Origin of the sequence: Paracoccus onchidii (assembly GCF_028294535.1) — a bacterium.
Classification (GTDB): Bacteria; Pseudomonadota; Alphaproteobacteria; order Rhodobacterales; family Rhodobacteraceae; genus Paracoccus; species Paracoccus onchidii.
On sequence record NZ_JAQBIE010000014.1, the window covers coordinates 1 to 18,228 of the forward strand.

The window sequence follows — 18,228 nt, forward strand, 5'->3', positions numbered from 1 at the left end:
CCGAATTTATCTGCCCAAGCTCGCACCGTTTGATGCGACACGATGATGCCGCGCTCGGCCAGAAGGTCCTCTACCATCCGCAGGCTCAGCGGAAAGCGGAAATACAGCCAGACCGCATAGGCGATAACATCAGGCGGGAAACGGTGGTGGCTATAAAGGCGAGCGTGAGTCATGTTGCCATGTCCCACATCCCGTGGCAGCCGACCATAACTTTACAATGCCGCTTTACGGCATCATCATCAATGGCCTCGTTCTGACGGGCACCAATCCATATCTGCAAAGCTTGATCAAGGGACTGATCCTGTTGGGGGTGGTGCTGCTGGATACCTTGACGCAGCGGGGGAAATCATCATGACCAAGCGACTGGAAATGAAGGGTATCGGAAAAAGCTTCATGTCCAACCGTGCACTGGACGATGTGAATTTTTCCTGCACCGCGGGCGAGGTTCATGCACTGGTCGGTTTGAACGGTGCCGGAAAATCAACGCTTATGAAGATCCTTGGCGGCGTTTATCAGCGCGATGAGGGAACGATTCAGATCGACGATCAGGATATCGAGATCGCGGCGCCGGCCGATGCTGGCAGGCACGGAATCGTCATGATCCATCAGGAACTGTCGTTGATCAACGAGTTGACGGTCGCCGGAAATGTCTTTCTCGGCCGCGAGCTGACTTATCCCGGGACGCCCTTCACCAACAAGCGTGAAATGGCACAGCAGGTGAAAGAGCAGTTGGACCGCTTTGGCCTGAAGCTTGATCCCAACAAACCCGTGCGAGAGCTGAATTCGGGCGAGAAGCAGATCGTCGAGATCATTCGTGCCTTGATGTCCGATGCCTGGCTGATCGTCATGGATGAGCCGACTTCGGCGCTGTCCGAAGAAGATAAGGAAATGCTGTTCGAGTTTATTCGCCGGATGAAATCCGAAGGCATCGCCATCATCTATATCTCGCATCATATGCCGGAAATCTTTAGCATCGCCGAAGAGGTGACAGTAATGCGCGATGGCGTGATCGTTCTGTCCGAACCTACCGCCGAGACGACCGAGGATTTTGTCATCCGTTCGATGACAGGTGCCGAGCTTGATGAGTTCGTCAAACCGCACAAGCAGATCAGCGGCGACAAGATCCTGTCGATCGAGGGGCTTTGCCATCAGGGCAGCTATGAGGACATCTCGCTTGATGTTCATGCGGGCGAAATCGTGGTGCTGACGGGGCTGCGCGGCTGTGGTGCACCAGAGCTTGCCAAGGCGGTCTTCGGGCTTGATGCTGGATACTTGGGCACGGTGACCTATCTGGGACAGGTCTTGCAGCCTGGGCGCGGTCCGGCAAAGGCAGTGCAGGATGGAATGGGGCTTGTCACCGAGAACCGTGACAAGAACGGCATTCTGCCGGTGTTGTCCGTGCGCGACAATATCGCGTTGCCCTATCTCGAAAAATTCGCGCGCGGCGGTCTGATAGACGGCGCGAGGATCGACAAGACGGTCGCAAAGGCGATCCGGGACACCTCGACGAAGACATCCTCGCCCAATCAGGAAATCCGCTTTCTGAGCGGAGGGAACAAGCAAAAGATCTGTTTCTCGCGCTGGCTGGACGAAGAATTGCGGCTGTTGATCCTGCTAGAGCCGACACGGGGCATCGACGTTCACGCCAAGGCTTACATTTATCGGATCATCGAAGAACTGGCTCAGCGCGGCGTCGCCATTCTCATCCTGTCCTACGAGATCGATGAGGTCATCATGCTCGCTGACCGGGTGATCACGATGTATCAGGGCGAAACCGTTGCCGAATATGCCTATCCCGCTTTCGATAAGGATCAGATGCTGGCCGACATGGCCGGCGTTGGTCAATCGCACTGAACGCCGAGGAGAGTTTCAGACATGTTTTACAAGAGTTTTATCGACAATGAATGGGTCGAAGCCTCGAACGGTGCCCGGATGCAGGTGCAAAACCCCGCGAATGGCGAGGTCTGGGCCGAAGTCCCGGCCTGTACGGGCGAAGATGTGGCGCGCGCCCTGGCCAGTTCTCAGCGCGCCCAAAAGGAATGGGCCTTGCTGCCGCCCGTCGAGCGTGCGGCCTATATCTACAGGATTACCGAGGGGATCGAACGCGAACGCGATCTGTTCGAAGAATTGCTGGTCAAGGAACAGGGGAAGTCTCGTGCCGAGGCGGCGGGCGAGGTCACGGATACGATCCGCTATCTGACCTATTCCGCCGAGGCGGCCCGCCGGCTGCGCGGCGATATTTTTCCGTCGGACAACCCGCGGGAACAATTGTTTGTCTATCGCGTGCCCTATGGCGTGACACTGGGTCTTTGCGCCTACAACTATCCGCTGGCGCTGATTGGCCGAAAGGCCGGTCCCGCGCTGGTGACTGGCAACACGATGATCCTCAAGCCACATGAGGCGACCCCAGTCACGGCTTCGGTTTTTTGCCGCATCGTGGAGGAAGCTGGCTTGCCGCCGGGTGTGATCAACATGGTCACGGGAACCGGCGGCGAAGTGGGGGCGCCGCTGGTGGCAAGCCCGATTGTCCGAATGATCACGCTGACGGGCTCGATCAGGGCGGGGCAGGCGGTTGCCAAGGCGTCGGCGCAGAACATCACGGCCCTGTCGCTGGAACTGGGCGGCAGCGCGCCGTTCATCGTGCTGAAGGATGCCGATCTGGATGCCGCCGCGGCAGCATGTGTGCAGGCGCGTTTTGCGAATGCCGGGCAGGTTTGCATCTGCAGTGAATCGGTGCTGGTCGAAGATTCCGTTGCCGACGCCTTTACCGAGAAACTATTGGCATATGCGGCCGAAATCCAGCTTGGAGATCCGGCGGTCAATGGCGGCATGGGGCCGATCACGACCGCGGATGCCTTGCAGCGCGTCGAGCGTATCGTGGCCGATTCCGTCGCGTCCGGGGCCAAGGTCGCACTTGGTGGCAAGCGCCCCGAAGCTGCGGTTTTTGCATCGGGAAACTGGTACGAGCCAACGGTTCTTGTCGATGCCACGCCTGAAACCGCGGCTGTGCAGGAAGAAATTTTCGGTCCGGTTCTGCCGGTGGTTCGCGTTGCTGATTATGAAGAGGCATTGGCGGTCGCAAATTCGCGCCCGGACGGGCTGTCCGCCTATCTCTGGACGCAGAATCCGTCGGTTTATATGGATGCGATCCAACGGTTGGAAACCGGAACGATTTTCCTGAACAGCGGCATCGTCGGCTATATCCAAGGCTATCACAACGGCCACAAGCTATCCGGTGTGGGCGGCGAGGACGGCGTTCACGGGATCGAAGGTTACTTGCAAAAGCGAACGGTCTATCAGCGCTACTGATCGGGGCTAAATCACGCGGCAGATCATCAGACCTGCTGGATCTGTTCCCGTGCGGCTGCCAAGTGATCGCGCAGCCAGGCTTTGGCTGCGTCCGGGGTGCTGTCGCAACGACTGCGCTGTGTCGTCCCACGATCCCGGAGAAATCCTTGTGGAGTGAGGCGTTGCAATCGACCATGCCACACTGCACTGCGGGATCATGAAATATGCGCCGCTTAAAACGCGGCCTGCAGGTTCTTCATACGGGCCTTCGCCACGCACGGTGTTCCGCCCCGTGTCACCATAGACCAGGGCGGTCACTACTTCGGCTGCCTACAGGCTGGCAAGAGTTTCACGTATAGGCAGCTCTGTTCGGGTTGAACGCATGCCTGTCATGTCAACCGGCCGAGGCGCGGCTCGGCCTATGTCGGGAGCACAGCCGGCCCAAGGTCATGGCCTTCAAGACCCGGGTTGAAGCGCAGTTGTCCGGCATTCCGGGCAAGGGCGCTCTGGCGAAAGCCTTCCGTTATGCGTTCCGTCGACAGGAAGCCTTCAGCTTGTTCTTGGCCGATGGCCGAGCCGCCATCGACAACAACGCTGCTGAACGGGCATTGCGCCCCATCGGCACCGGTCGGAAAAACGGGCTCTTCGCTGGATCCGACACCGGCGGTGAAACCCTGGCCCGCGCCATGACGCTGATCGAAACCGCCAAGATGAATGGGCTCGAAGCGCCCGACCTATGGCTACCGTTGCATTACCACCATTTTGAACCGGGAGCTGCGTATGCAGGGCTTACCGCCTGCTAACCCATAAGCGCGTCTATCGCATCATGGAGTGTAAGCATCTGGCGTAGGCTGTGGCGAGGTCAGCGCGCGTGCCCACGGTCCATTTCGATCTTGAGCTCTTGGATCATCGCTTCCGAGCAGGAGACAACCGCTCGGGCCTGTGCCAGCTCGCTTTCCGCCACATCTGCACGCGCCTCGGCGGCGGCCAGGGCAGTGCGCAATCTGGTGAGTTCGGAGGCGGTATTCGACATGGCCAATATTTACCAGCCGGAGCCACGGGACACCAATAAAAACAGGCTTTTATTCGAAATTTATCCAGCCTTTATAGGGCATTGCGTCCAACGTGGATTGCGCCAGTCAATGCCTTCCAGAAGATAGCCCAACTGCGCCGCCGAGATCTGCACCGCTTCGCCCGACCGGCTCACCGGCACGGTGACCCGGCGCCCGTTCGGCAGGGCTATCCCAACCTGACAGCCCGGAGGCGGACAGGGATCAACTGAATTGGTCTGTGGCGCGGGCGCTTTCGTCACAGTCACCGGCAAAAGCTACCGGGCGAGAAGACCAAAGCTCACCGTTTCGATACTGCCGCCGCCAGGTTGTCTGCAGCGACCGGCAAATGCCATGCCGCCGCGCTGTGGCTGCCGCCTGGCGGTGGCCGATGAAGCTGTCCTCCACAAGGCGCAGTTTGTCATCATCCGACCAATACCGGCGGCGTTCACCATCAGCGGCAGAAAGAACTTCGATTTGAGGGCGGTTGATAAAGTCGGACTTACCATCGGATCCATCCCGAAATCAGACAGCCGCCGCCGGAAGCTTGCCATGGAGTGTATCGATCTGCTGCTTCAGCCATGCGGATTTGACCGGCGCGGACGGAACCATGACGGCAAGGTGGTGATGATGCGCTCGAACCTGCGTTGGTGCAGTGACGGCTTCGCGTTCACCTGCTGGAATGGTGACGTCATCCGGGCGGCTTTCCTGATCGACGCCCATGACCGCGAGATCATCTCCTGGCGGACGGCGGATGCCGGGATCAGCGGACCGGATATGCGTGACATGCTGCGGGAGGCGGTTGAGCACCGGTTGGACGCCTATCAACCGCTGGAGCAGGTCGAGCTGTTCCCTGACAATGGCAGCGTCTAGGTGTCCGGTGAAATGGGGGCTGGATCACCCGTCACTTGGCGGCGCCGTGACAAGTGAACATGGTGTGGAGATTGGCATGAAGAAATACATTCTTGTTGGGCATAGTAGCGCCAATGCGCAGATGCAACGGTTGAAACGGGCCGTGGATCATCTGGTATGGATCGCAGTTGAGGCATTCCGATGACATCCAAAACCTGCCCCGGATTGTCGTGGCAATCCCGGGCAGGCCGATCGGGTTGTGAGGCGCGCTCAGATGCTGCCCGTGGCGAAGATGAAGAGGAACCACACCACCGCCGCGACCGCCAGCACCCCGGCAATCTCGGGCCACCAGCCATATTCATGAATGGGTGCGTCGTCGTCATGGTCTTGCATGGATCACTCCGTCAGTTTGAAAGCGATGGCAGCCAAAGGGCAATCTGCGGGAAGATGATGACCAGAGCCAGCCCGATCAGTTGCAGGCCGATAAAGGGCAACACGGCGGAAAAAATTTCCTGCAGCGTCACATCCTTCGGGGCCACGCTCTTGAGGTAGAAACAGGCTGGTCCGAAAGGGGGTGACAGCATGTAGATCTGGATGTTCATCGCGAACAGGATGCCAAACCAGACCGGGTCGTAACCCAGGTCGACCACCACCGGCGCAAAGACCGGCACGGTGATGAAGACAATCGCGATCCAGTCCATGAAGGTGCCAAGCACCATGATGATTGCCATCATCACCAGGATGACCACGATTGGCGCGACATCCATCCCGGTCAGCACCCCGCGCAGGAAACGCGTTCCACCCAGAAGATTGTAGATGCCGACAAGGCTTACGGCGCCGACGATCAGCCAGATGATCGAACCGGTGGTGACGGTCGTGCTCCAGAGTGCGGATTTGAGGTCCGATGTCGACAATTCCTGCCGCAGCAACGCCAGCAACAAAGCCCCTACGGCACCGATGGCCGCAGATTCCGTCACCGTCGCGATGCCGAGATAGATCGAGCCGAGAACACCGCCGATCAGCACGGCAGGCATGATCAGCCCACGCATATGTCGGATCCTTCCGGTGAAGGGCAGCGCGGCCTCGGGGGCGTCATAGGCGGGACCAAGCGCCGGATTCAGCCGGGTGCGGATCAGGATATAGCTGACATAGAGGCTGGCCAGCAGAAGACCCGGCAGGATTCCCCCGGTGAACAACGCCTTGATCGACACCCCGGCCTCGGCACCGTAGACAATGAACACCACGGATGGCGGCACCAGCGTCGCCAGCGAACCCGACGCCGCGATGGTGCCGATGGACAGCTTGCGATCATAGCCCAGCCGGAACATCTGGGGCAGGGCGATAAGGCCCAGAAGCACGATCTCGCCACCGACGATGCCGCTCATCGCGGCAAGGATCACCGAGACAAAGACGGTCTGCACCGCCACACCGCCGCGCAACCGCCCGCCGAGGATCGCCATTGACTGGAACAGCTCACGCGCGACCCCGCCGCGTTCGAGGATGTTTGCCATCAGCACGAAGAAGGGCACTGCGATCAGGGTCTCTTTCTCGAAGACATGCAGCACATTGGACGACACAAGCGCCAGCCCGTTCACGCCATAATTCAGATACGCCGTTGTCAGTGATACGATCAGCGTCGAAGCACCGAGCGGCACGCCGATCGCCATGAGGCTGAACAGCCCCAGGATGATCAGCGCAGTGATCAGTTCGATACCCATCAATCACCCTCCTGCGGTGTGTCAGCTGCTGCCGGGGGCAGGGGTGAGAACAGGGCGACCAGGGTCTGCGCAAGATACAGCGTCAGCCCGATCATCAGCATCACCCGAAGATAGCTGGGCAATGGTGGATTGAAGGCGCTGCCCGAGCGTTCCATATGGGACAGTGTGCGCAGGAAAGGGATATGGCTGGCGTAAAGCAGCCCCATCACGGCCAGCGTCGTGATTGCCAGCGCAATGCGTTGCAGCATGCGCCAGACGCGCGCCCCCAGCACCAGTTCCAGCACGGTCACCGTGATATGCCGGTTCTGGCGGCTTACCGGCCCGGCAGAGAGGATCCATGCCGTCCCGCACAGGGCAAGGACTATTTCGCTCGACCATACCGTCGGCGCGTCGAGGACGTAGCGGCTGAACACTTCAAAGACCGCCAGCAACACGGCAGCGGCGTAGAACATTCCGCACATGCGTCCGACGATCAGGTTCAGGCGGCTCACGCCCGTGGCGAGTTTTGCCATCATGTCGTTCATCCAGATTGCACAAAGCGCACGGCCCCGCAGCGGGGGCCGTGCCGGTCGGGGATCAGTCCAGCAAGTCGATGGACCGCATATAGGCCATCTGCGCATCCAGCGCCTTGCGCGCGGCCGGGGACTTGTCTGCGGTCTCTTCCCAGGCTTCGACGGCGATCTCGCGGAACCGGTCGCGATCCTCTTGCGCCCAGTCAATGACTTCGATCTTGTCGCCTGCGCGGTCACGCTCGGCCAGTTTCTCGTCTTCTTCGTGCAGCGCAGAAGCCAGATCTGCATAGGCGGCGTAGAACCATTCGGTCAGGCCCGCCTGCGCCTCGGGCGAGAGGCCGTCCCAGAAGGTTTGACCCACGGTGAACTGGTGCACCGCCATCGAATGAATGCCCGGGTATAGCGGATATGTCGCAATCTCGTGAAACCCGTTCTGGTCGTTATTCACATAAGCCGAGGCATCGGCGGCATCGACCACCTTTTTCTCCAGCGATGTGAAAACCTCTGAGAAGGGAATGTTCACCGGGCTTGCTCCGGCCTTGCTGAAGACCGTCGCGGCCAGCCCTTCGGGTGAGCGGATTTTGACGCCCTGGAGGTCGTCCACGCCGCGAATTGGAACCGCGCTCACCAGGGCTTCCTTCGAAACTGCGCCGCAGCCGATTACATGGATCTGATCGGGAAGAAGCTGGTCCCACAGTTCCTGCAGCGCCTCGGCGCCGCCACCCACGCGGCAGAAATCCTGCACCTGCTGAGGCGTGTCATAGCCCGCGATCAGATCACCGAGAATCGCGAAGGCAGGATCGCGGCCCGAGAAATAGGCAACCGAGGTCAGATCGCCACCCAGCACGCCTGCCGCCACGACTTCGGGGGTTTCGGTACGAGGAACCACCGCATCGATCGGCAGGAATTCAAGCGCAACCTCGCCATCGGTCATCTCGGCCAGCTTTGCTGTCCATTGTTCGTCGAGATAACGAAAGGAAAATCCCCCTGACTGGGTTGAGGTCTGAACCTGCAACTGGGTTTGCGCCATCAGCGGCGTAGCCAGCGCGGCGGCGGCGATGGTGGTCAATAATGTCTTCACGATGTCCTCCCTCGGAATCTCATTGCGCAAACCATCAGGTCTGCACTGCTCGGCCACCTTATGAAGAATTAATGAACGCGTCAATGTATGCATTAAAAAATTTGACAACGCATTTTAAAAAAGGTTAGGTCGTAGAAAGGAGGCGCTCATGACGGAAAAACTCAAGATTTCACGCACCGATGACGCTTATGAGCGGCTCAGGGCCGAGATAAGAACCAATAGCCTGTCGCCGGGTTATCAGGCACCAGAGGCGGAATATGCCATGCGACTGGGCATGAGCCGAACGCCCGTTCGAGAGGCGCTGATCCGTCTTGAGGCCGAAGGGCTGGTCGAACTGAAGCCACGTCGCGGCGCACGAGTGCTGCCGATCAAGGCCGAGGATATGCAGGAGATCTATGAGCTGCTGAAGGCGATCGAGCCCGAGGCGGCGGCAGAGCTTGCACAACGTGGATTGGAGGACGCAGACCGGCGCGCGTTGCAGAAGGCGCTAGACGGGATGCGCGTGGCATTGGCGGCAAAGGATCTCGACGCTTGGGCCAAGGCAGATGACCAATACCATGTTTCTCTGCTGGAGGCTGCGGGCAATCAAAGACGAAAGGCCTTTGTCATGCATCTGTATGATCAGGCGCATAGGGCACGGATCATTACGCTGCGCCTGCGCGAGATGCCGGAAAAATCCACCGAGGAACACGCGCAAATTCTCGATCTGCTGTGCCGCGGTGAGGCCGACAAGGTGCGCGTCGTGTTCCGCGAGCACCGCGAACGGGCGGCGCGCGAGTTGCTTGGCATACTCGACACTTTCCGGCTGCAGCAGCTTTAGAAGAAAATCAACAGCAAGGACTTGGACATGAAAGCCAAGGTAGCCCTCATCAAGGGGGATGGCATAGGAGTGGATGTTTCCGACGCCACGATGACCATCGTTTCCACCGCCTGCGACAAGGCCGGTGCCACGAAAATAGAATATGACGAGATCTTTGCCGGGGCGGGGCATTACGCGACGCATGGTGTGGATATCGAGCCGGGCGGCGAAGAGCGTTGCGGCGCGGCCGACGCGATCTTTCTTGGGGCCATCGGTCTTCCCAGTGTTCGCCATGATGACGGCACCGAGATTTCACCCCACCTGCGCCTGCGCGACCGCTTTGGGCTTTATGCCGGGGTGCGCCCGGTGAAAGCCTATCCCAATGCGCCGCAGCGGTTGGCCGATCCGCGGGCGGCGGGCATCGACATGGTGATCCTGCGCGAATCCACCGAAGGGTTGTTCTATTCCGCCGCGGTGCACAAGCGCAGCCAGATCATTGACGATGCCGAGGTGCGCGACACATTGCGCATCACCCGCAGCACCACTGAAAAGCTGCACCGCTTTGCCTTCCAACTCGCACGCAAGCGGCGCGAGCGTGGCAAATCCGGGCGACTGACCTGTGTCGACAAGGCGAATGTTTTCACCTCGATGGCGTTCTTTCGAAAGATCTTTGACGAGATCGCCGCCGAAAACACGGATGTTGAAACCGGGTACAATTATGTCGATGCGCAGGCGCTCGACCTGGTGCGCCGCCCCTGGGATTTCGACGTGATGGTGACAGAGAACATGTTCGGTGACATCTTGTCGGATCTGGCCGGGGGGCTTGTTGGCGGTATGGGCATGGCAGCCTGTGCAGAGATTGGCGACAGCACCGGTCTGTTTCAGCCCGCTCATGGCAGCGCGCCAGACATCATGGGGCAGGACAAGGCAAACCCGCTGGCCGCGATCCTCAGCGGGGCGTTGATGCTGGACTACCTTGACGAAAAGCTGACCGATCCACGCTATGGCGCGGCTGCCGCGCTGATCGAGGGGGCGGTTGATCGGGGTTTCGCCGAGAACCGCCTGCGCCCCATGGAGTTCGGGGGCGATATGGGCACCCGTGCCGTCACGGACGAATTGCTGGCGCTTCTGGCCTCCTGACAAGATGCGAAAGGATAGCAAGTGACGCTTCTAATCGGCGGTATCGCAGACGATTTTACCGGGGCAACCGATCTGGCCAGCCTCATGCAGCGTGCGGGTCTGCGCGTGGCGCAGCTGAACGGCGTGCCCGATGGCGATGGCGGGATCGATCTTTCCACCGTCGATGCCGTGGTGATCGCGCTGAAAACCCGAACCATCGCACCGTCCAAGGCCGTCGCGCAATCGCTTGCTGCCGCCGACTGGTTGGACGCGCGAGGTGCGGAGCAGGTTTTTTTCAAGTATTGCTCGACCTTTGACAGCCGACCCGAGGGGAATATCGGTCCCGTCTCTGATGCCCTTCGGGTCCGGCTGAAGACGGACTTCGCGTTGATCTGCCCGGCATTCCCAGAGAATGGCAGGACAGTTTATCAGGGTCATCTCTTTGTCTTCGATCTGCTCCTGTCTGACAGCCCGATGAAGGATCACCCGTTGACCCCGATGCGCCAATCCAGCGTGGTGACGTTGATGCAACAGCAAAGCGCGGGCCGCGTCGGGTTGGTAGATCTTGCCACGGTTCGCGCCGGCGCCGGGGCGATTGCCGCGCGTATCGAGACGTTGAAGGCAGCCGGCATTTCCTACGGTGTCGTTGATGCGACTGCTGCTGATGATCTTGTGTCTATCGCCCACGCAGCGCGCGGCCATCGGTTGGTCACAGGTGGCTCGGCATTGGGGATGTCCTTGGGGGCGCTTTGGGGCAGGGCCGCCGGGTCAGACGATCCGCTGAAATTGCTCGCACCGGGGCGGGGGATCGTGCTGGCCGGCAGCTGCTCGGCGGCCACACGCGGACAGATTGCCGAGGTGGCCAAAGACTGGCCGATATTGAAGCTTGATACCGAGCGGGCTGCGGCGGGTGAGGATATCCTGCCCGAGACGCTTGACTGGATTGCCGCGCATCCCGCGGGGCCGCTGCTGATTCAGGCCTCTGCCGATCCGGCCGAGGTCACGGCGTTGCAGGCGCGTTTCGGCGCGGAGGTTGCTGGCAGCGCCATCGAGACATTGATGGGGAGGCTGGCACAGAGCCTGCCCTCCATGGGGATCAACCGGATTGTCGTCGCCGGGGGAGAAACCTCGGGGGCAGTGGTGACGGCGCTGGGATTGACCGCGCTGCGCATCGGGGCATCGATCGCGCCGGGCGTGCCTTGGACCACGGCGCCGGACGCCAGCCTTGCCCTGGCACTCAAATCCGGCAATTTCGGGCAACCGGATTTCTTTCGCCGCGCCCTTGCGACCCTGCCATGAGCGTCAGTTCCGTATACCACCCGCGAAGGTTGTTTCAGTGCGGGCTGACAGCTGGCCGGCAACTCCTTGTGGCTCCGCGATCGCATATATTGACCCGGAAGGAGTTGCTCTAGTCAAGATCGTTAACCCGGACGCCTCTTATGGGCGCACATGGCAGCTGTCTGACGCGTTCGGCAATAGTTGTGAAGCTTTGTCCAGTCCCCGATGGCACGGGCAGCGCGCTGGATGCTTTCGAGGCGTTGGCGTTGAGCGCACTGGTCTTTTCAGCGTCCTGATCAATTGTCGTCTTCTGTTCGTCATGCGTTTCTGTTCTGATAGATCATCAGCCAAGCATAACACCCTGATCCAAATTGGTATCAATCTCGCGTTAGATTTGTCCGGCATAGTGGCACAATACATCCGCGCCGCCGATCTTCTGCGCGGGGGGGCGGGTGCTGCGACACAGGTCCGTGGCATGCGGACAGCGGGTAGAAAATCGGCAACCCTTGGGTGGGGCGCCCACATCCACCGTTGCGGCCTTGCCCGTGGTGCGGCGGCGTTTGCGCGGATCGGCCACCGGCACCGCGTCCAGCAAGGCGCGCGTGTAGGGGTGCTGCGGGTTGCGAAAAAGGGTTTCTGTATCGGCCACCTCGACGAACTGACCTCGATACATCACCGCGACACGGTCGCAGATATGCTCTACCACGGCAAGATCATGAGCAATGAAAAGGAAAGTCAGCGCAAATTCTTCCTGAAGATCCTGCAAAAGGTTCAGGGTCTGCGCTTGGATCGACACGTCCAGTGCCGAGACCGCCTCGTCCGCGACCACCAGTTCGGGCTGTGTGGACAGGGCGCGGGCGATGCCCAGCCGCTGGCGCTGGCCGCCGGAAAAGGCGTTGGGATAGCGGTGCATGAATTCGCGGCGCATCCCGACATTTTCAAGAAGCGTGCCGACGCGTTCACTCAACGCCTTTCCCTTCAGTCCTTCGGTCTTCTGCAACGCCTGACCGACCACGTCGATTACGCGCAGACGCGGGTTGAGCGAGGCCTGTGGATCCTGGAAGATCATCCTAACCTTGCGCCAGACCTGCCGCAGCTGGTCGAGCGGCGCATCGGCCAGTTCGACCTCGCCGCCTTCTCTGGGCATGAAACGGATCGATCCGGAGCTAGGGTCCAACACCCTCAGGATGCAGCGGCCCAACGTGGTCTTGCCGCTGCCGCTTTCGCCGACGATGCCAAAGGTTTCCCCACGTTTTACCTCGAATGACACCGCGTCCACTGCGACAAAACCGGTTTGCGGCTTGGAAAACCAGCCACCCTTGGTGTTGCCGAAGCTCATGGTCAGGTCCTTGATCTCGAGAATGGCCTCAGACATTGGCACGTGCCTCCTCGTCGTGCAGGAAGCAGGCCACCTGGCCCTCGTCCTGTGGTTTCAACTGCGGTTCTTTCAGATCGCAGATACCTTTCATGAACTGATCGCAGCGCGTCCGGAAGGTGCAACCCGAGGGGCGCGCCAGTGGATGGGGCACCATGCCGCGAATGGCCGGCAGTCGGTCGCGCGATGCCACGCCGATGCGCGGCACGGATTCAAGCAGTGCGCGGGTGTAGGGATGCTGCGGGTTTTCAAACAATCCGTAAACGTCCGATTTCTCGACGACCTTGCCCATATACATCACCGCCACGTCATCGGCGACCTCGGCCACGACGCCCAGGTCATGGGTGATGAGCATGACTGCCATCTTGAATTCTTCCTTGAGCTCGGCGATCAGGTCGAGGATCTGTGCCTGCGTGGTCACGTCCAGCGCGGTGGTCGGCTCATCCGCGATCAGAAGGCGCGGCTGACAGGACAGCGCCATCGCAATCATCGCGCGCTGGCGCATGCCGCCCGACAACTCGAAAGGAAAGGATTCGAACCGTTCCGCCGGACGGGGAATGCCGACGCGTGCCAGCATTTCGATGGCCTCTTCGCGGGCCTCGGCCTTGGTGACATGGCGGTGCAGACGGATGGTTTCCGTGATCTGGCGTCCGATCTTCTGGATGGGCCCGAGCGAGGACATCGGCTCCTGGAAGATCATGGCGATGTCGCTGCCCCTGATCGACCGCAACTCTCTGGACCCGGCTCTTGCGCGTGCCAGATCAACGGTGCGCCCGTCCGCCGCATGATAGAGGATTGTCCCGCCGGTAATTTTCCCCGGTGCGTCGACAATGCGCAGGATCGAGCGCGCCAGAATTGACTTGCCACAACCCGATTCCCCCAACAGGCAAAGCGTTCGGTCAGGCAGGATATCGAGATCCACACCTTCGACTGCCTTGACCAGACCGTCATCGGTGAAAAAGTGGGTCTTCAGCCCCTGTATCTCGATCAGCGGTTTTGCAGTGTCATTGAGCATAGGGATCTGCGGCATCGCGTAGGCCGTCTCCTAGAAAGTTGAGGGCAAGCACGGCAATCACGATAACCGAGCCGGGGGCGATCAGAAGCCAGGGCGCTTCGATGATGGTGCGGATGTTCTGGGCCTCTTTCAGCAGCGTGCCCCAGGATACGATGGGCGGTTGCAGTCCGATGCCAAGGAAGGACAGCGAGGTTTCCGCCAGGATCATCAGCGGCACCGCAAGGGTGAGCGAGGCAATGATGTGGCTGGCAAAACTTGGAACGAGATGTTTGCGGATCACCTCCCAGTCCGAAAGACCATCCAATCGTGCGGCGGTGACAAAATCCTCGTGCCTCAGCGACAGGAACTTGCCACGCACCTCGCGGGCCAGCGTTGTCCAGCCGATCATTGAAACGATCAGCGTTACCACGAAATAGGTGCGCAGCGGCGGCCAATCCAGCGGGATCGCCGCGGCGAGGCCCATCCATAGCGGGATCGTGGGGATTGAACGCAGGAACTCGATCAGGCGCTGGATCGCGTTGTCCACCCAACCGCCATAGTAGCCCGAAAACCCGCCAAGGCTGACCCCCACGATCAATGAGACCGCGACTCCGACAAGGCCGATGGACATGGAAATACGCGTGCCCATGATGATCCGGCTCAGGATGTCGCGCCCCAGCCGGTCGGCGCCGAAGAAATAGACCTTGTCCGCAGGGTTCTTGGGGCCGAAGAAGTGTCGATTGGTCGGGATCAGCCAAAGCAGCTTGTATTCGTAGCCTTCCACGAAAAAACCCAACGGAATGATCTTTTCAGGGTCTTCCACAAAGTGGCGGCGCATCGCCTCGCGGTCGATTTCCATCTTCAAGCCATAGGCGTGGAGCTGGAAGTCGCGGCTTCCGTCCTCGCCCTCGGTGAAGACATGGACGCCTTGCGGGGGGGCAAAAGGAGCACGGGTGTTGGTTGCAAGATAATCTGAAGGGGCCAGAAATTCGCCGAACAGCGCGACCAGATAGATGAAGCCGACAATGTAAAGGCTGAAATACGCGATCTTGTGACGGCGGAACTGGCGCCACATCAAGGCCCATGGGCCAAGCAGCGCGGGGGCATCTACCGACTCGGCGGCCTGAGATTCGGTGGTGGTGGCGGTGTCGATGGCGGTCATTGGTAACGTATCCTCGGGTCGACCCAGGCAAGCAGAACATCGGACAGCAGCGTGCCTATCACCGTCAACATGCTGACGATAAGGATAAGCGATCCTGCCAGATACATGTCCTGCACCAGCAATGCGCGCAGCAGCAGCGGTCCGGTGGTGGGCAGGTTCATGACCACGGCGACGATGATCTCGCCCGACACCAGCGTCGGCAGGATCCACCCGATGGTCGAGATGAAAGGGTTCAGCGCAACGCGCACGGGATAGCGCATCAGAAGCTGAAATTCCGACATGCCCTTGGCGCGTGCGGTCACGACATAAGGACGGTAAAGCTCATCCAGCAGGTTGGCGCGCATGATGCGGATGAGGGCAGCGGCACCAGAGGTGCCGACGACGAAAACCGGCATCCAGATGTGCTGCAACAGGTTGCCGAACTTTGCCCAGGACCAGGGCTGGTCCAGGTATTCGGGGCTGACCAACCCACCGACCGATTGGCCGAAATACTTGAAGGCCACATACATCATGACAAGCGCCAGCAGGAAGTTGGGCACTGCAAGGCCGACGAAGCCGAAGAATGTGGCCACATAGTCCCCGACAGAGTATTTGCGCACCGCGGAATAGATGCCGATGGGCAGCGCCACCGCCCAGATGAACACCAGCGTGAGCAGCGAGATCGCGAAGGTCCAGCCCAGTCGATCCCAGATCACGTCGGTCACTGGCAGGTTCTTTTCGAACGAGATCCCGAAATCGCCCTCCAGCAGGATGCCGGACATCCATTTCCAATATTGCAGGTACATCGGCTGGCCCAGCCCGTACTGTTCACGCAGCTGTTCGACGACGGCGCTGTTGTCGACACCGGCTTCGCCCATCTCGGCGGCCAGGGTGTCAAGGTAGTCACCCGGCGGCAACTGGATGATGATGAAGGTCACGATGGAGACCAGAAAGACCGTCGGGATCATGTAAAGAACCCTTCGGAGGATGAAGCCACCCATGTCCGCTCCGTTCCTGTTCGATGTGAATATCGAGGTGCCCAGCCGGGAGGAGACCGGGCACCTCATGATGTACTTCTATGTTACGGCAGGTTGGCGCCGCCCTCGAAATACATCTGTGCGGTATAGGGCGCCGGGAACCATAGCTGGCCCGCGATGGGCAGCGGGTCGGGCACATTGCGCAGGTTGTTGCGCGCGATGCCGAAGACGGGGTCGTTCTGGACCAGGCCGATGGTGAAGAACTGCTCGGCGGCCATGTCCAGCACCTTCTGCATCAGTTCCTTCTGCTCCTCGGGCACGGCGGCGGCGCGGACCTGCTTGTAGGTGTCAAATATGTGCTTGACCGCTTGCGGTGGTTCTTCTCCGGTCGCGGGATCAACACCCCAGGCCGCCCATTCGCGCGCCCAGCTGACCGAGTTCGAGATGGTCGGCACATAGCAGATCGGCGAGGTATAGGCGTCGGCCTGCCCGCCCGAACAATTCCAAAGATAAGCATCGAAATCGTTCGACGTATGCAGCTCGATCAGCCGTGACCGGTCTGTGGCGCGGATCTGGAAATCGAGGCCGACATCCCGCGCATAGCTGGCGATCAGTTCCATCGCGTCGGGATATTGCAGGCCAAAGACATCCGCGACCAAGAAAATCAGCGAGAAACGTTCGCCATCCGGTCCAAGGCGGAAGCCTTCGTCATCCTTTTCTGGCAGCACCTTGTCGAGATATTCGTTGGCAAGGTCCAGATCGTATTCGGTGAACTGCTTGGCGTACCAGTCCTTGTACAGCTCGGTCCCTTCGCGCGGGGCGGTCTGCGCCGGGGTGCCCGCGCCGAAATACAGCAGATCGATGATCTCCTGCCGGTTCATGGCATGGCTGACACCGATGCGGAAATCCTTGTTGTTGATGATCTCGTGCTTGACCGGATCCTTGTGGTTGAGATTCATCATCAGGATCATGATGTTGGCCGGCAGGTCGCCGACATCATAGAAACGGTACTGGCCACGTTCCATGTTGTCGGTCAGCGCCGCCTTGTTGGCGGGCCGGCCGATATGGCGCAGCATGTAGTCGATTTCGCCATTGAACGACTTCAGCAGGATGGTCTCGACATCCTCGACCTGATCATAGGTGATCCGGTCGATATAGGGCAGTTGCTGACCCTCGCTGTCCACCTTGTAGTAATAGGGGTTGCGCTCGGCCACAACGCGGTCGGTGGCGCCGTAGGCATTGGTCAGGTGCCAGGCGTGCAGTGTGGGGCGATCGGGATTTTGCCAGAACAGCGGCGTATCCATCGGCCCGGCCTTCAGGTTGAACAGCTGAACCCAATCGCCGGCGGCGGGTTCGCTGGCCACCAGATCATCGACATTCGCGTTGTGATCCTTGTGGAACTGGCTGAGGTAGTGCTTGGGATAGGCCGTCGGATGATAGCCAAAGCCATAGGCCAGCGCCTGCAGGAACAGCCCGTTGGGTGCGCCGAAATCGAAGGCCACGGTGTAGTCGTCGATCTTGCGCAGCTTGACCGGACCGGCGGGGCCGACGAAGGTCGAATCCTTGTTGGGCGTCAGGTCGGGATTGGTGAAGACATCCTCGTACCAGAACATGATGTCGTCGGCGGTGAATGGCGCGCCGTCCGACCATTTCATCCCTTCACGCAGATGAAAGGTGAAGGTCGAGGCGTCCTCGGACACATCCCAGCTTTTGGCGATGTTCGGGCGCACTTCGGACCAGTCCGGGGACCAGCGTACCATGTTGTCGCTTCCGATGGTGCGGACCAGATTGTGCTGGTCGCCACCGCCAAGGATGGCGCGGCGCAAGGTGCCGCCGTATTCGCCGGGCGCTTCGACAAGGTCCATTACCAATGGATCGCTCGGCAAGCGTTCGTCGACCGGCGGCAATTCGCCCGCAGCGACCTTTTCAGTCAGCTCCGGCGCCTCCTCGAACGCCAGGGCTTGATCCGAAGCCACAAGGGCCAGCGCACAGGCAAGTGCCGTGCTTGTCAGCCATTTGTTCATTTACCTTCTCCTCCTCCGTTG

17 protein-coding genes and 4 pseudogenes are annotated in these 18,228 nt (G+C 60.1%); 9 read left to right on the plus strand and 12 right to left on the minus strand.

The features are described from left to right. Positions 1-173: pseudogene (locus tag PAF17_RS11860) on the minus strand (IS6 family transposase); the annotation flags it as partial. A gap of 20 nt (positions 174-193) precedes the next feature. On the opposite strand from PAF17_RS11860, the gene PAF17_RS11865 reads away from it, so the two are divergent. The 5 genes and pseudogenes from PAF17_RS11865 to PAF17_RS11885 all read left to right on the plus strand — a co-directional run. Continuing rightward, positions 194-355, plus strand: coding sequence for a hypothetical protein (locus tag PAF17_RS11865; protein ID WP_271889316.1), 162 nt, complete (start codon positions 194-196; stop codon positions 353-355). Next, positions 352-1,854, plus strand: a complete 1,503-nt coding sequence (locus tag PAF17_RS11870) for a sugar ABC transporter ATP-binding protein (RefSeq protein WP_271889317.1) — start codon at positions 352-354, stop codon at positions 1,852-1,854. The genes PAF17_RS11865 and PAF17_RS11870 overlap by 4 nt, the downstream gene beginning before the upstream one ends. 21 nt (positions 1,855-1,875) lie before the next feature. Then, positions 1,876-3,309: an aldehyde dehydrogenase family protein gene (locus PAF17_RS11875; protein WP_271889318.1), complete on the plus strand. Its 1,434-nt coding sequence runs from the start codon at positions 1,876-1,878 to the stop codon at positions 3,307-3,309. A 341-nt stretch (positions 3,310-3,650) separates the two neighbouring features. Next, positions 3,651-4,046, plus strand: a pseudogene (locus PAF17_RS11880) (IS66 family transposase); the annotation flags it as partial. Next, a pseudogene (locus PAF17_RS11885) lies at positions 4,009-4,132 on the plus strand (IS3 family transposase); the annotation flags it as partial. The pseudogenes PAF17_RS11880 and PAF17_RS11885, both read left to right, overlap by 38 nt. A gap of 18 nt (positions 4,133-4,150) precedes the next feature. Here the strand turns inward: PAF17_RS11885 and PAF17_RS11890 are convergent. Both PAF17_RS11890 and PAF17_RS11895 read right to left on the minus strand, forming a co-directional pair. Beyond that, entirely contained in the window at positions 4,151-4,321 is a 171-nt protein-coding gene (locus PAF17_RS11890) for a hypothetical protein (RefSeq protein ID WP_271889420.1), read from the minus strand. A gap of 241 nt (positions 4,322-4,562) precedes the next feature. Beyond that, complete coding sequence (locus PAF17_RS11895) at positions 4,563-4,745, minus strand: hypothetical protein (RefSeq protein WP_271889319.1); 183 nt, start codon at positions 4,743-4,745, stop codon at positions 4,563-4,565. 159 nt (positions 4,746-4,904) lie between these two features. Here PAF17_RS11895 and PAF17_RS11900 point away from each other — a divergent pair. Continuing rightward, positions 4,905-5,204 (plus strand): annotated as a pseudogene (locus tag PAF17_RS11900) (IS3 family transposase); the annotation flags it as partial. 255 nt (positions 5,205-5,459) lie between these two features. Here PAF17_RS11900 and PAF17_RS11905 read toward each other — a convergent pair. From PAF17_RS11905 to dctP, 4 genes are all read right to left on the minus strand, one after another. Further along, positions 5,460-5,582, minus strand: a complete 123-nt coding sequence (locus PAF17_RS11905; RefSeq protein ID WP_271889320.1) for a hypothetical protein — start codon at positions 5,580-5,582, stop codon at positions 5,460-5,462. Positions 5,583-5,593: 11 nt separating this feature from the next. Continuing rightward, a complete protein-coding gene (locus tag PAF17_RS11910; protein ID WP_271889321.1) occupies positions 5,594-6,907 on the minus strand; it encodes a TRAP transporter large permease in 1,314 nt (437 codons plus the stop codon). Then, on the minus strand, positions 6,907-7,422 hold the full coding sequence (locus PAF17_RS11915; RefSeq protein WP_271889322.1) for a TRAP transporter small permease subunit: 516 nt from the start codon (positions 7,420-7,422) through the stop codon (positions 6,907-6,909). Before PAF17_RS11915 ends, PAF17_RS11910 begins: the two co-directional genes overlap by 1 nt. 61 nt (positions 7,423-7,483) lie before the next feature. Next, positions 7,484-8,500: a TRAP transporter substrate-binding protein DctP gene (dctP, locus tag PAF17_RS11920; protein ID WP_271889323.1), complete on the minus strand. Its 1,017-nt coding sequence runs from the start codon at positions 8,498-8,500 to the stop codon at positions 7,484-7,486. A gap of 148 nt (positions 8,501-8,648) precedes the next feature. Between dctP and PAF17_RS11925 the strand changes: the two genes are divergently transcribed. From PAF17_RS11925 to otnK, 3 genes are read left to right on the plus strand one after another with little or no spacing between them, the layout of a single operon-like run. After that, a complete protein-coding gene (locus tag PAF17_RS11925; protein ID WP_271889324.1) occupies positions 8,649-9,320 on the plus strand; it encodes a GntR family transcriptional regulator in 672 nt (223 codons plus the stop codon). A 27-nt stretch (positions 9,321-9,347) separates the two neighbouring features. Next, positions 9,348-10,439, plus strand: a complete 1,092-nt coding sequence (locus PAF17_RS11930; protein ID WP_271889325.1) for an isocitrate/isopropylmalate dehydrogenase family protein — start codon at positions 9,348-9,350, stop codon at positions 10,437-10,439. Between the two features lie 21 nt (positions 10,440-10,460). Further along, on the plus strand, positions 10,461-11,717 hold the full coding sequence (gene otnK / locus PAF17_RS11935) for a 3-oxo-tetronate kinase (protein ID WP_271889326.1): 1,257 nt from the start codon (positions 10,461-10,463) through the stop codon (positions 11,715-11,717). A gap of 367 nt (positions 11,718-12,084) precedes the next feature. Here otnK and PAF17_RS11940 read toward each other — a convergent pair whose 3' ends face one another. The 5 genes from PAF17_RS11940 to PAF17_RS11960 form a co-directional block, all read right to left on the minus strand. Beyond that, entirely contained in the window at positions 12,085-13,071 is a 987-nt protein-coding gene (locus PAF17_RS11940; RefSeq protein ID WP_271889327.1) for an ABC transporter ATP-binding protein, read from the minus strand. Then, positions 13,064-14,086 (minus strand): ABC transporter ATP-binding protein, encoded by a 1,023-nt coding sequence (locus tag PAF17_RS11945; protein ID WP_271889328.1) that lies wholly within the window; start codon positions 14,084-14,086, stop codon positions 13,064-13,066. Before PAF17_RS11945 ends, PAF17_RS11940 begins: the two co-directional genes overlap by 8 nt. Further along, the gene (locus PAF17_RS11950) at positions 14,076-15,227 is read right to left on the minus strand and encodes an ABC transporter permease (protein ID WP_271889329.1); all 1,152 of its coding nucleotides are present in this window, start codon (positions 15,225-15,227) and stop codon (positions 14,076-14,078) included. Before PAF17_RS11950 ends, PAF17_RS11945 begins: the two co-directional genes overlap by 11 nt. Continuing rightward, on the minus strand, positions 15,224-16,207 hold the full coding sequence (locus PAF17_RS11955) for an ABC transporter permease (protein ID WP_271889330.1): 984 nt from the start codon (positions 16,205-16,207) through the stop codon (positions 15,224-15,226). Before PAF17_RS11955 ends, PAF17_RS11950 begins: the two co-directional genes overlap by 4 nt. A gap of 80 nt (positions 16,208-16,287) precedes the next feature. Further along, entirely contained in the window at positions 16,288-18,207 is a 1,920-nt protein-coding gene (locus PAF17_RS11960) for an ABC transporter substrate-binding protein (RefSeq protein ID WP_271889331.1), read from the minus strand. Positions 18,208-18,228 lie beyond the last annotated feature (21 nt).